13 protein-coding genes are annotated in these 13,280 nt (G+C 62.2%); 1 reads left to right on the forward strand and 12 read right to left on the reverse strand.

The genetic code is table 11. The features are described 5' to 3' along the window. Window positions 1-33 precede the first annotated feature (33 nt). The 8 genes from dapA to RC54_RS17420 form a co-directional block, all read right to left on the reverse strand. On the reverse strand, window positions 34-912 hold the full coding sequence (dapA, locus tag RC54_RS17385; RefSeq protein ID WP_058896271.1) for a 4-hydroxy-tetrahydrodipicolinate synthase: 879 nt from the start codon (window positions 910-912) through the stop codon (window positions 34-36). 153 nt (window positions 913-1,065) lie between these two features. Next, window positions 1,066-2,265, reverse strand: a complete 1,200-nt coding sequence (locus RC54_RS17390; RefSeq protein ID WP_044530245.1) for a tryptophan--tRNA ligase — start codon at window positions 2,263-2,265, stop codon at window positions 1,066-1,068. A gap of 34 nt (window positions 2,266-2,299) precedes the next feature. Further along, complete coding sequence (locus RC54_RS17395) at window positions 2,300-2,959, reverse strand: site-2 protease family protein (protein WP_058896272.1); 660 nt, start codon at window positions 2,957-2,959, stop codon at window positions 2,300-2,302. A 92-nt stretch (window positions 2,960-3,051) separates the two neighbouring features. Then, on the reverse strand, window positions 3,052-3,687 hold the full coding sequence (locus RC54_RS17400) for an L-threonylcarbamoyladenylate synthase (protein ID WP_058896273.1): 636 nt from the start codon (window positions 3,685-3,687) through the stop codon (window positions 3,052-3,054). An 85-nt stretch (window positions 3,688-3,772) separates the two neighbouring features. After that, entirely contained in the window at window positions 3,773-4,648 is an 876-nt protein-coding gene (gene htpX, locus RC54_RS17405) for a protease HtpX (RefSeq protein WP_058896274.1), read from the reverse strand. A 67-nt stretch (window positions 4,649-4,715) separates the two neighbouring features. After that, window positions 4,716-5,558, reverse strand: coding sequence for a 3',5'-nucleoside bisphosphate phosphatase (locus RC54_RS17410; protein ID WP_058896275.1), 843 nt, complete (start codon window positions 5,556-5,558; stop codon window positions 4,716-4,718). 117 nt (window positions 5,559-5,675) lie between these two features. Beyond that, on the reverse strand, window positions 5,676-6,578 hold the full coding sequence (locus RC54_RS17415; protein WP_061790180.1) for an alpha/beta fold hydrolase: 903 nt from the start codon (window positions 6,576-6,578) through the stop codon (window positions 5,676-5,678). Window positions 6,579-6,670: 92 nt separating this feature from the next. Further along, the gene (locus RC54_RS17420) at window positions 6,671-7,687 is read right to left on the reverse strand and encodes a patatin-like phospholipase family protein (RefSeq protein WP_017452951.1); all 1,017 of its coding nucleotides are present in this window, start codon (window positions 7,685-7,687) and stop codon (window positions 6,671-6,673) included. 226 nt (window positions 7,688-7,913) lie between these two features. Between RC54_RS17420 and RC54_RS17425 the strand changes: the two genes are divergently transcribed. After that, window positions 7,914-8,510: an LOG family protein gene (locus RC54_RS17425; protein WP_017452952.1), complete on the forward strand. Its 597-nt coding sequence runs from the start codon at window positions 7,914-7,916 to the stop codon at window positions 8,508-8,510. 147 nt (window positions 8,511-8,657) lie between these two features. On the opposite strand, the gene RC54_RS17430 is transcribed toward RC54_RS17425, so the two are convergent. From RC54_RS17430 to RC54_RS17445, 4 genes are all read right to left on the reverse strand, one after another. Further along, window positions 8,658-9,899: a cystathionine gamma-synthase family protein gene (locus tag RC54_RS17430; RefSeq protein ID WP_061790179.1), complete on the reverse strand. Its 1,242-nt coding sequence runs from the start codon at window positions 9,897-9,899 to the stop codon at window positions 8,658-8,660. A 151-nt stretch (window positions 9,900-10,050) separates the two neighbouring features. Further along, window positions 10,051-11,571, reverse strand: a complete 1,521-nt coding sequence (gene purF / locus RC54_RS17435; protein ID WP_017452954.1) for an amidophosphoribosyltransferase — start codon at window positions 11,569-11,571, stop codon at window positions 10,051-10,053. An 83-nt stretch (window positions 11,572-11,654) separates the two neighbouring features. Then, complete coding sequence (locus tag RC54_RS17440) at window positions 11,655-12,155, reverse strand: CvpA family protein (protein ID WP_058896279.1); 501 nt, start codon at window positions 12,153-12,155, stop codon at window positions 11,655-11,657. 34 nt (window positions 12,156-12,189) lie between these two features. Continuing rightward, a complete protein-coding gene (locus RC54_RS17445) occupies window positions 12,190-13,179 on the reverse strand; it encodes an SPOR domain-containing protein (RefSeq protein WP_061790178.1) in 990 nt (329 codons plus the stop codon). Between the last annotated feature and the right edge of the window lie 101 nt (window positions 13,180-13,280).

Below are 13,280 nucleotides of genomic sequence, written 5' to 3' on the forward strand. Positions count from 1 at the left end.
TTCAGGAGACCTGCGCCAAAGCGGCCAAGCCGATCAGTTTAAGACACCGGACTCGCGCAGGGCGGCGCGCACGGTGTCGTGGAAAGCCTCACCCAGCGGCGCCAGCGGCAGGCGCATTCCGGTCGGGATCAGACCCATTTCCTGCATGGCCCACTTGACCGGCACCGGATTGGGTTCGACGAAGAGCTTGTTGTGCAGCGGCAGCAACTTGTTGTTCAGTTCCACGGCGCGCGCGATGTTGCCGCTCATGGCGGCCACGCACAGTTCGTGCATGTCACGCGGGGCGACGTTGGCGGTGACTGAGATGTTGCCGGCGCCGCCATAGAACATCAGGGCGAAGGCAGTGGCGTCGTCACCGGAATAGACCGCAAAGCTCTTGGGCGCCAGGCGGATCAGGTCGCTACCGCGGGCGATGTTGCCAGTGGCGTCCTTCACACCCACGATGCCCTTGACCTGGGCCAGGCGCAGGATGGTCTCGTTGCTCATGTCGGCCACGGTGCGGCCGGGCACGTTGTACAGGATCACCGGCAGATCCACCGCCTCGGCGATGGTCTTGAAGTGCAGGTACATGCCTTCCTGGGTCGGACGGTTGTAGTAGGGCACCACTTGCAGCGAGGCGTCGGCACCGACCTTCTTGGCAAACTCGGTCAGTTCGATGGCTTCGGAGGTGGAATTGCCGCCGGTTCCGGCGATGATGGGAATGCGCTTGGCGGTGTGTTCGACCGCGACCTTGATCAGTTCGCAGTGTTCTTCCATCGAGACGGTGGGCGATTCGCCGGTGGTGCCGACGATGACGATACTGTCCGTTCCCTCGGCGATATGCCAGTCGATCAGCTTGCGCAGGCCGTCGTAGTCGAGGCTGCCGTCCGGATGCATGGGAGTGACGATTGCAACAATGCTACCCTTGATCATGGTGTGCGTGCTTTAGATGATGGTCAAAATAAAGGCCTGATTGTAGCGGATAGACGCCTCATCAGGTCAATTTGCCGCTGCTACAGATGAAAGCGGACGTAAAAAAAACGGAGAACCGCGTGCTGGCGGGCGCGCTACCCGGCTTGCCGATACTCAATAACCCAGCCCCATGGCTTCGCGCACGTCGCGCATGGTGTCCTGGGCCAGCTTGCGCGCCTTTTCGCAGCCATCGGCGACGATCGCGCGCACCAGCGAAGGGTCGTCCAGATAAGGCTGGGCCCGCTCCAGCATCGGTTGCTGTTCTTGCAAGATGGCATCGATCACAGGCTGCTTGCACTCCAGGCAACCGATCCCGGCCGAACGGCAGCCCTTGGCGGCCCATTCCTTCACTTCCGGCGTGGAATAGACCTGGTGGAATTGCCAGACCGGGCATTTATCCGGGTCGCCCGGATCGCTGCGGCGCACGCGCTGCGGGTCGGTGGGCATGGTCTTGACCTTCTTGGTGACCGTGGCCGCGTCTTCGCGCAGGGCGATGGCATTGCCGTAGCTCTTGGACATCTTGGCGCCATCCAAACCTGGCAGGCGCGAGGCTTCGGTCAACATGGCCTGGGGTTCGGTGAGGATCAGCTTGCGGCTGCCTTCGAGATAGCCGAACAAACGTTCACGATCGATCATCGACAGGTTCTGGGCATCGTCCAGCATGGCCTTGGCCTGTTCCAAGGCTTCATCATCGCCCTTTTCCTGGAATTGCGTGCGCAGTTCCAGATACAGCTTGGCGCGCTTGCTGCCCAGCTTCTTGGTGGCCGCCAGCGCCTTTTCCTCGAAGCCTTTTTCCTTGCCATAAAGATGGTTAAAGCGGCGCGCAATCTCGCGCATGATCTCGATATGCGGTACCTGGTCCTCGCCCACCGGCACCTGGCTGGCGCGGTAGATCAGCACGTCGGCCGCCTGCAGCAGCGGGTATCCCAGGAAGCCGTAGGTGGCCAGGTCACGGTCGGCCAGCTTTTCCTGCTGGTCCTTGTAGGTCGGCACGCGTTCCAGCCAGCCCAGCGGGGTGGCCATGGACAGCAGCAGGTGCAGTTCGGCATGTTCCGGCACGCGCGACTGGATGAACAGCGTGGCCTGGGACGGATCGACTCCGGCGGCGAGCCAGTCGATCACCATTTCCCAGGTGCTGGTCTCGATCACGGAAGGATCGTCGTAATGGGTGGTCAGGGCGTGCCAGTCGGCCACGAAGAACAGGCAGGGCAATTCGGATTGCAGCTTGACCCAGTTCTTCAGGGCACCGTGATAGTGGCCCAGGTGCAGCGCGCCCGTGGGGCGCATACCGGAGACGACGCGGTCAGGATACATGGCGTTGGGCGAGGGTTGTCGGTTGGCGGTTCATTCAGAACAGCAAGGTGATGGGATAAGTAATGAGTTGCAATAGCTGGCCGGCAACATACATCACCGGGGCCATCCACCAGGTATAAATCAACTTGAGCAGCACCAGCGCCATGACGATGAAGAAGCCATAGGGCTCAATCTGGGCGAATTTATACGCATATTTGTGCGGCAACAAGCTGGTAAGGATGCGCCCGCCATCCAGCGGCGGAATCGGGAACAGGTTGAAGGCAAACATCACCAGATTGGTCAGCACCCCGGCCCGGGCCATGAGGGTGAAGAATTCTTCTTGCACCCCGCCCAGTGCGAGCGCATAGATGGCCACCATCCACAAGAACGCCATGAAGAAATTGGCAGCCGGACCGGCCAGCGCGACCCAAGCCATGTCGCGCTTGGGCTTGCGCAGGTGACCGAAATTGATCGGTACCGGCTTGGCATAGCCGAACAGGAAATTGCCACCGGTGGCGAAGTACAGCAGGACGGGAATGAGGATGGTGCCGAAGGGGTCGATGTGCTTCATCGGGTTCATGCTCATGCGCCCCATCGAATAGGCGGTGTTGTCGCCAAAGAACTTGGCAGCATAGGCGTGCGCTGCCTCGTGCAAGGTGATGGCGAAGAGCACCGGGAGCGCGTAGACCGCGACAGTCTGGATGAGATCGTTCATGGGCGGGGATTTTAGCAGAGGGGCAATACGAAGCCCGGGAATTGCGTGACAATGAAGCTGCCGGCCCCTGCTTATATGAATAAATATTCGCTTTATGCAGCCTGCAGACCAAAGATACTCGCATCCCCCCTGCCCTGGCGCACCAGCACCGGCTCTTCATCGTCGGTCAGGTCGATCACGGTAGTGGGCTCCAGGCTGCAGGCGCCACTGTCGATGACCAGCTCGATTCTCTTTTCCAGATGGCTGCGGATGTCTTCGGCGTGGGTCAGCGGCAGTTCTTCATCGGGCAGGATCAGGGTGGTGCCCAGCAAGGGCTGGCCCAGTTCTTCCAGCAGCATGTGGGCGATGCGATTCTCGGGCACGCGCAGGCCGATGGTCTTGCGCGAGGGATGCGAGAGGCGGCGCGGTACTTCCTTGGTGGCTTCCAGGATGAAGGTAAAGGCGCCCGGCGTGGCGGCCTTCATCAGCCGGTACTGGCGGTTATCGACCTTGGCATACTGGGCGATCTCGGAGAGGTCGCGGCACAGCAAGGTCAGGTGGTGCTTTTCATCGACGCCACGGATGCGGCGCACGCGCTCCACGGCATCCTTGTTGTCCAGCTGGCAGACCAGGGCATAACAGGAGTCGGTGGGCAGGGCCACCAGGCCGCCCTTGTGGATGATCTGTGCGGCTTGCTTGATGAGACGCAACTGCGGGTTGTCGGGGTGAATCTCGAAAAACTGGCTCATGACTTCGTTTCCACATCCAATTCAATGCAATTCGTAAAAAGCACAACGGCGGTGTCGCCACCGCCGTTGCAAGAGTGCGCTGCGCTCAACGCTGGCCGCGCAGGGCGGCAATGCGCTGTTCCAGCGGCGGGTGGGTCGAGAACAGCTCCATGAAACCTGGCTTGTCGCTGATCCCCAGGGCCGCCATGTTCTGCGGCAAGCCTTCCGGCGAAAAACCGCCCAGCCGCGCCAGGGCATTGATCATCGGCTGGGGCGTGCCCAACAGGCGCGCCGCACCGGCGTCAGCACGGAACTCGCGGTGGCGCGAGAACCAGGCCACGATGATCGAGGCGCCGATGCCAAAAACGATCTGGCACACCATCACCGTCACCATGTAGCCGATGCCGGGACCGGACTCGTCGTTGTTGCGGCGCAGAGCCGAATCGACGAAATAGCCGACCACCCGCGACAGGAACACCACGAAGGTATTGACCACCCCCTGGATCAGGGTCATGGTCACCATGTCGCCATTGGCGATGTGCGCCACTTCATGACCCAGCACGGCTTCCACTTCCTCCTGGGTCATGCCTTGCAACAGGCCGGTGGAGACCGCCACCAAGGCCGAATCCCGGAACGCACCGGTGGCAAAGGCATTGGGTTCACCGTCATAGACCGCCACTTCCGGCATCCCGATGCCGGCGCGCTGGGCCAGTTTGCCCACGGTTTGCAGCAGCCAGGCTTCGGTGCCATTCATGGGAGTGTCGATCACGCGGGCGCCGGTGGACCACTTGGCCATGCTCTTGCTCATCAGCAAGGAGATGATCGATCCGGTGAAACCGACCACCAGCGAAAACACCAGCAGCATCGGCAGGTTCAGGCCGGAGCGGGTCAGGAAGCGGTCTACGCCCAGCAAGGACAGGATCACGCTCATCACCACCAGTACGGCGATGTTGGTGGCGATAAACAGCAGGATGCGTTTCATCGGGAAAACTCCTATCGGAAAAGTGGTTATTAGATAGGCATCCTGCCTTGCAATTCAAGGGCCGCGCTTACAGTTCCCAGTCATGCCACACCGGCTTGACACCAACAGGCAGCGGCGGCAACTCGCCCAGGTCCAGGCGCGACTCGCCCGGACCATGGAAGTCCGAGCCCATCGACCCCAAAAAGCCATAGCTGCGCGCCACCTGAGCATATTGCTGGTACTGCTCCGGCGTATGACTGCCGGTATTGACTTCGATGGCCGCGCCCCCGAGCTGCCTGAATTCATCGAACAGCGCGCCGAACTGGGTCTGGGTGTACTTGTAGCGTCCCGGATGGGCGATCACGGCCACCCCGCCGGCCCCGCGTATCCAGCGCACAGCCTCTTCCAGCGTGGCCCAGCGGTGCGGCACGTAGCCCGGTTTACCTTCGGTGAGGTAGTTGGCAAAGACCTCCTTGGTATCGCAGCAGTGACCGCACTCCACCAGGTAGCGCGCGAAGTGGGTGCGCGAGATCAGGTCGGGATTGCCCACATGCTGCAAGGCACCTTCATAGGCGCCGCCGATACCATGCTGCTCCAGCGCCGCGGCAATCTCGCGGGCGCGGCGCTCGCGGCCATTGCGGGTCGCGGCCAGGCCTTCCACCAGTGCGCGGTTGTTCTCATCGATGCGCAAACCCACCACGTGCACCGTATGGCCGGCCCAGGTGACCGAAATTTCCACCCCGGCCACGTGCTTCATGCCCAGCGCGTGCGCAGCGGCACGGGCGCGCGCCACACCGCCCACTTCATCATGGTCGGTCAGCGCCCAGACGTCGACGCCATTGGCCTTGGCGCGTGCAGCCACCTCCTCCGGCGACAACAGGCCGTCGGAGACGTTGGAATGGCAATGCAGATCGAACTTGAGTTCAGGCATAGAAAAGCACGATGACTCGGGCCGGTCGCTTGTGGCTGCCGCCGATCAGGGGGTGCGATTGATTGGGAATTCTCTCATTTTACGCGCTTCGGCCCTCCCCCGCACGATGGCTCCCGCTCAGACCGGCTGCTGCAGGAAAGTCTCGATCAGTTGCGCCAGTCGTTCGGGCTGGTCGTGGTGCAGCATGTGGCCGGCCTCGGCGATCATCTCCACCTGCGTCTTGGGGATGCAGGCGATGCGACGGTCGATTTCCTCGCGCTTGAGCGAAGCCGGGCCGAAGAAGCGCCAGATATCGCTGTCGATGGCTTCGATCCACAGCACCGGCGCGCTGATGCGGCTCCAGCAGGCCATCATTTCATCGACCCGGTACAGGATGGGGCTGACCTGCTTGTGCGCCGGATCGCCCAGGATCTGCCACAGGCCGCTCTCATCCTGCTGCGCCCAGTGCTGGGCCAGGAAAGCGGCGCGTTCATCGGACAGGCGCGCGTTGTTCTTCTGCAGCCGCGCCGCCACCTCTTGCAGCGTCGCATAGCCGCGCAGGATGGGCCGATTCTTAACTTCATCCATCCATTGCACAAAGCGCCCCGGCGCCTGTTCCGGCTTGGCCGTGGGCAGGCCCAGGCCCTCCAGATTGATGAGGCGCGCGATGCGCTGCGACCGCACACCGGCATACAGGGTCACGACATTGCCGCCCATGCTGTGGCCGAGCAGGTTGATGGCCTGGTCGGGGGCATAGTGGTCGAGGATGGCGTCGAGGTCGGCCAGATAATCGGGGAACCAGTAGGATTGCGCCGGGCTGCGCTCGGTCAGGCCGAAGCCGCGCCAATCGGGAGCGATGACGTGCCACTGCCCTTGCAGTGCATCGACCATGAACTGGAACGAAGCCGACATATCCATCCAGCCGTGCATCATGAAGATCTTGGGCGCCTGCGGGTCGCCCCAGTGGCGCACGTGGTAGCGCAGACCGCGCACATCAAAGAATTCGGAACGGGAAGCTTTCTGGGCGATGGTTGAGCGCATGGCGTTGTCGTTGTTTTATCTGCTATGAAGGTTCAAGCAGCAAAGTATAGACAAAAGAGAACGATCGTGCGCACAGCCTGGCATTGAGGTCATCAGGGCAGGAAGCGCCCCAGGTCGAAGGTGGAGGTATGACCGATCTGGGCGAAGTTCTGCTCCAGCCATTCCGAGGCGCGTTCGCGGCCCTGCTGGAAGAGGCTACCGATGAAGCTGGCCTGAGTATTGAGCTTGGAGAGATTGGTCAACTGCTCCATCACCTCATTGGCATCGATCATGTGCAGATTCAACTGGCGCAAGCGCCGCTCCAGCGACCCGAAGGCCAGCGTGGAACTCTCGGCTTCGCGCTTGGCCAGGGCCAGCGCGCTCAGTTCGGTGAAAAAGGCCGAACTGAAGCTGATTTCCGACAGGCGCTGGCCGATGTCATGGCTGGTGGTGGGGGTGCCGGCGCGGCGGCTGGGATGCAGCAGCACCACCATCACGTCGCGCGCGGTGCAGGAATGCAGCAGCGGGAAGATCGGCGGATTGGCCGTCAAACCGCCATCCCAGTAGGCTTCGCCCTCGATTTCGATGGGCCGGTGCAGCGAGGGCAGGCAAGCCGAGGCCAGCAGCACATCCACCGACAGGTCGGCATTGCGGAAGATCTTCAGCGTGCCGGTACTGACCTGGGTGGCGGCGATGAAGAGCTTCAGTTCGCGCTGGCGGCGCAGGCGCTCAAAATCGACCTGCTCGACCAGGATGTCGCGCAGCGGGTTGATATCCAGCGGGTTCAATTGGGTCGGCGAAAAAAAGCGCGTCATCGCCAGCAGCGCCTGCATCCCCGGCATGGGCGCCGGATTGGCGATCACCGGCGCGCCTTCGGCATTGATGAAGTCCAGCGGCGCCCCGGTGGACAGCGCCGTCCAGAAGCGCTCCAGCGCAGCACGCGCACCGGCGCGGCCATCCTGCACGTAACCCTGGGCCAGCACCACCGCATTCATGGCCCCGGCCGAGGCACCACTGATCCCTTCCAGGTCCAATCGGCCATCCTCCAGGAGGCGATCCAGCACGCCCCAGGTGAAGGCCCCATGCGAGCCACCACCCTGCAGAGCCAGACTGACGATCTTGTTCGACATGATGTCCCTTCATCCTTGTTCGCTCTCGGTTGCAGCGCATCGCCTGTCACGCCGGCGTCAGCACATAAGCTTATGCTGCACTGCACTATCATGGTATAACAGAAAAGGCTTGGAGATAGTGGACATTGGGGCGACATCCTGATGCCCATGAGCAACATTTGGTACTCCAGCCCAGCCATTGTAACGAGCTCACGAGCCAATGACGGACGGACTTAGCAGAGGACACATGAAATCGATTTGCGTATATTGCGGCTCTTCCCCTGGCGCTTCCCCGGCTTATGCCGAGGCAGCGCGCAAGCTGGCGCAGGAAATGGTGAAGAACAACATCGCCCTGGTCTACGGCGGCGGCAATGTCGGCCTGATGGGTATCATCGCCAGCGAGGTGATGCGCCTGGGCGGCGAAGCCACCGGCGTCATCCCCAAGGCCTTGCTGGACAAGGAACTGGGCCACGATGGCCTGACCCGCCTGCACATCGTCAAGGACATGCACGAACGCAAGGCCATGATGGCCGAGCTCTCCGATGGCTTCGTGGCCATGCCGGGCGGCATGGGTACCCTGGAAGAACTGTTCGAGGTACTGACCTGGGCGCAGTTGGGCTTCCACTACAAGCCGATCTGCCTGTACAACGTGGAAGGCTTCTATGACAACCTGATCGCCTTCGTCAATCACCTGGTCTCGCAACGCTTCGTGAGCACCGACCAGTCCGGGCTGATGATGCATGAAGTCAATCCGGCCACCTTGATCGAGCGCTTCCAGAACTTCAAGCCGACCTACAAGACCAAATGGGCCGATCGCGAGGCCGTGGCCAACCTGGTGCCCTGAGCCGGCCGCAGCGGCAGCCAAGGAGGCACTGCCCATCTGCGTAAGTTTCTTCATATCGCCCACAAGGCACAACGCCCGTCCCCCTTGCCAGGGGACGGGCGTTGTCGTTTCTTCATATACGGGCTTGAATCACCCTAGCCGGGCTGCTCAGGCATCCAGCGCCTGGCGGAAGTCCTGGACCAGGTCATCGGTATCTTCCAGCCCCACCGAGACGCGGATCAACGACTCGGCAATGCCCATGCTGGCGCGGCGCTCGGCGCCCATCTCGTAGAAGATGGTATGCGCCACCGGGATCACCAGGGTGCGGGTGTCGCCCAGGTTGCTGGCGGCCACTGCCAGGTTGAGGCGATTGAGGTAGTCGAAGCAATCGATGCTGTCCTTCAGTTCAAAGGACATGAGGCTGCCGAAGGAGCGGAACAATTGCTTGCACAGGGCGTGCTGGGGATGCGATTCCAGGCCCGGATAATGCACCGCCGCCACACGCGGGTCGGCTTGCAGCATCTGCGCCAGCGCCAGGGCGTTCTGGCATTCGCGGTCCAGGCGCAGGGCGATGGTCTCGGCGCCCACGGCAATGTGGTGCGCCGCTTCCGGCCCTAGCGAGCCGCCGAAGTCGCGCAGCGCCTTGGCGCGGATCTGCGCCATGGCCCATTGCGCGGGCGGGTTCTTCTTGTAGTTGTCGGCGATGTGGGGATAGCGGGTCCAGTCGTATTCACCGGTATCGGTCAGCGCCCCGCCCAGCGCATTGCCGTGGCCGCCGATGGATTTGGTCAGCGAATTGACCACCAACCCGGCCCCGACCGTCTTGGGACGGAACAGGTAAGGCGAGGTCATGGTGTTATCCACCACGTAGAGGATGCCGCGCTGGCGGCACAGTTCGCCGATACGCTTCAAATCCGCCACCTGGGTGCGCGGGTTGGCGATGGTTTCCACGAACACCAGACGCGTATTGGGCGTGATGGCCGCTTCCACGTTCTTCACGTCCGTCGCATCCACCATCGACACCTTGGCGCCCTGCGCGCCCACCGTCATCCACAGGCTATTGGTATTGCCGAACAGGAAAGCCGATGACACCACATGATCGCCCTCGCGCAGCAAGCCCTGGACGATGGCGCCGATGGCGGCCATGCCGGTGGCAAAGCAGATGGTGGACTTGCCGTCTTCCATCTTGGTGATCTTGTCTTCCAGCGCCGACACCGTCGGGTTGCCCTGGCGGCCATAGCGATAGCCCGGCTGCTTGCCCTGGAACACTTCAGCCAGTTGGCGCGCATCTTCATAGCCGAAGGTCACCGAGGTGTGGACGGGCTTGTGCAGCGAGCCGTGCTCGATGCCCTTCTGGCGGTCGCTGTGGAGGATGGTGGTGGTGAAGCCGTAGGTTTTTTTATCGTTCATCGCGTGATCGGAAATGCAGGGTGAAGGGCCGAGGCCAGCGCGGCCAAAGGCAAAATGATAAGCCAATTTCCCGCCGGACGGGTCCATGCAAAACGCCGGTGCCACCAAGGCCACCGGCGTCTTGTTCCAGCTTCTGCTCAGGCAGCGGGGATCAGTCCGCGCGTGCCAGGTTCAGGTTCAGCTGTGAACGCACCACATCTTCCAGCGCCGGCTTGGGGTTCTTGCGGGCGTATTCGATGCGGTCCAGGTATTCCTGGGTGATGTCGCCGGTGATGTAGTGACCGTCGAAGCAGGACGCTTCAAACTGCTTCAAGGCCGGGTTGGCGTCGGAGATGGCGCGCTTGAGGTCTTCCACGTCCTGGTAGACCAGGGCGTCGGCGGTGATCTCGCGGCACACTTCCTCTTCGCTGCGACCGAAGGCGATCAGTTCATCGCGGGTCGGCATGTCGATGCCATAGACGTTGGGGAACTTCACCGGGGGCGCCGCCGAAGCGAAGATCACGTTCTTGGCGCCGGACTCACGCGCCATCTGCACGATTTCACGGCTGGTGGTGCCGCGCACGATGGAATCATCCACCAGCAGCACGTTCTTGCCCTTGAATTCGCTGCCGATGGCATTGAGCTTCTGGCGCACCGATTTCTTGCGCAGCGCCTGGCCCGGCATGATGAAGGTGCGGCCGATGTAACGGTTCTTGATGAAGCCTTCGCGGTACTCGATGCCCAGCTTCAAGGCCAGTTCCATGGCGGCCGGACGCGAGGAATCGGGAATCGGCATGACCACGTCGATCTCGCCATGCTTGAACTGCTTGCGGATCTTCTCGGCCAGGAACTCGCCCATCTTCAGACGGGTGGCATAGACCGAGGCACCATCGATGATGGAGTCCGGACGGGCCAGATAGACGTATTCGAAGGCGCAAGGGTTCAGGGTCGGGTTCTCGGCGCATTGCTGGTTGTACAGCTTGCCGTCGTTGTCGATGAAGATCGCTTCACCCGGATTGACGTCGCGCAGGAAGCGGAAGCCCATGCCTTCCAGGGCCACCGATTCGCTGGCCATCATGTATTCGATGCCCTTGTCGCTCTCGTTGAAGCCCAGGCACATCGGACGGATGCCATACGGATCGCGGAAGCCCAACAGACCATAACCGGCAATCTGCGCCACCACGGCGTAGGAGCCGCGCACCCGCTTGTGCACCATGGCCACCGCCTTGAAGAGCGCGGCCGGGTCCAGCGAATAGCCGGTGGTGGCTTGCTGGATCTCGTGGGCCAGCACGTTCAACAGCACTTCGGTATCGGAATCGGTGTTGATGTGGCGGCGATCGTTCTTGAACATCTCGATCTTCAACTGTTCCGCATTGGTCAGGTTGCCGTTGTGCGCCAGGATGATGCCGAAAGGGGCATTGACGTAGAACGGCTGCGCTTCTTCTTCCGAAGAAGAGCTGCCTGCGGTCGGATAGCGCACCTGGCCGATGCCGGTGTTGCCGGGCAGCGAGCGCATGTTGCGGGTACGGAAGACGTCGCGCACCAGGCCATTGGCCTTGTGCATCGAGAAACCGTTGGCGTGATTGGTTGCGATCCCCGCCGCATCCTGGCCGCGGTGCTGCAGCAGCAGCAGCGCGTCATACAGCATCTGGTTGACGGGACTATGAGAGACGATACCGACGATGCCACACATGGTGGACTCCTAACGAAAAACGAAAACGAAAATGAACCACGCTTGCCACCCGATCTCAATGCGCCCCGCCACGGGGTCACCCTTCAGACCGGAGTGGAAAAACTCACATGCTCGGCCAGCTTGCCCGGCAGGTAGGGCAACACCGCTTGGGCCGCCTGTACCACCCAGGGACTGAAGCGAGCCTGGGTCCAGAACGGCTGGCGCGGAATCTCGGTGGTGCCGCACAGCAAGGCTACCGCCACCACCAGCAGCACGCCACGCGCCACGCCGAACACACTGCCCAAGGTCCGGTCCAGGAAACCCAGGCCGGTGGCCTTGACCAGCTCACCCAGGGTCTTGGCCACCAGCGCTACCAGCAAGCGGGTGCCGATGAACAAGGCAATGAAGGCCACGATGAGCCGCGTCAATTCGCCCGGCACCACATCCGGCAACATCGCCGACAAGGCCTCGCCATAGGTATTGGCCACCACCAGCGCGACGATCCAGCCGGCCAGCGACAACACCTCACGCACGAAACCGCGCAGCGTACCAATGATCACCGAACAGGCCAGGATCAGCAGCACCAAGTAGTCAAATATCGTCACGATGGCAACAATATGCGGCTATCTGTAGCCAAATTCAAGCAGGAACAATCGTCGCATTCAGGCCCAGCTTCTTGATTCGGCCGCCCATGCGTTCGGCCTCTTCACGGCTGGCGAAGGGGCCGACGCGAATGCGCGTGCGGTCTCCGGCCTGGGTGGCGATCTTTTGCGTGTACGAATGGATGCCGGCGGCGCTCAACTTGTTACGCAATTCATTGACCTTGTCCTGGGTCGCCAGCGCGGCCACCTGGATGACGAACTTGCCACCGGCAGCAGCCGGCTTCTTCTCAGCCGGGGCTGCCGCAGCGCCCGACTTGCCTTCCAGGATCGCCAGGGCGCGGGCGGCATCGTCATCGGTGGCGGCCGGCGCCTTGGGCTTGGCGGCTTCCTTCTTGGGTTCTTCCCTCTTGGGCTCTTCCTTGTGTTCGGTCTTGGCGGCGGACTTTTCGGTCGGCTTCTCGGTCGACTTTTCCTGATGCTTTTCGACCGGTTTCTCCACCGTCTTCTCGACCACCTTGGGCGTCACTGCCACCGGCGGCGTCTCCGGCTGGGCCGCTGCCGGTGCTGGTGTCGGGGTCGGGGTCGGGCTGGCCGGTTCCGGGGCGATGCTGGCGGGCTCGACGATCTCTTCCTTCTGGTCCAGCGAGGCCTGCTTGGGGTCGCTGCGGCCGGGCTGGGTCATGTCCGCCACGGGTGCGTCCTTGGACGGGATCTGGATGGCGATGTCTTCGTTCAAGGGCTTGGGCTCGGAATCGAGGATCATCGGCAACACGATCACCACCGCCAGGGCCAGCGCGACGGCACCGATGAGGCGACGGCGGGCGCGCTTCTTTTCCGGCAGCAGCGGGTCGGCCGCATCCTTGCCGGCCTTGGCGCGACCACTGGCGGCGCGGCCACTGCCATTGGCGGTGCTGCGGCTGTTGCGGCTGCGAATGACGGAAGATTGCTCGTCGGCACGCGAGCGGAAAGTACCTTGGTCAGAAGCAGAGTCCTGCTTGTTTTTACGGAAAAGCGAGAACAAGCCCATGCGGAGTCGTCTTGAATTGATCGGGAAATCGTGGAAAACCTGCCTGGCCAATCAGGTCCTGGCGCCGTCGGGCGTGGCGGCCGGCTCCGAAAATCGGGTTC

It is taken from the genome of Herbaspirillum rubrisubalbicans (genome assembly GCF_003719195.1).
GTDB lineage: Bacteria > Pseudomonadota > Gammaproteobacteria > Burkholderiales > Burkholderiaceae_D > Herbaspirillum > Herbaspirillum rubrisubalbicans.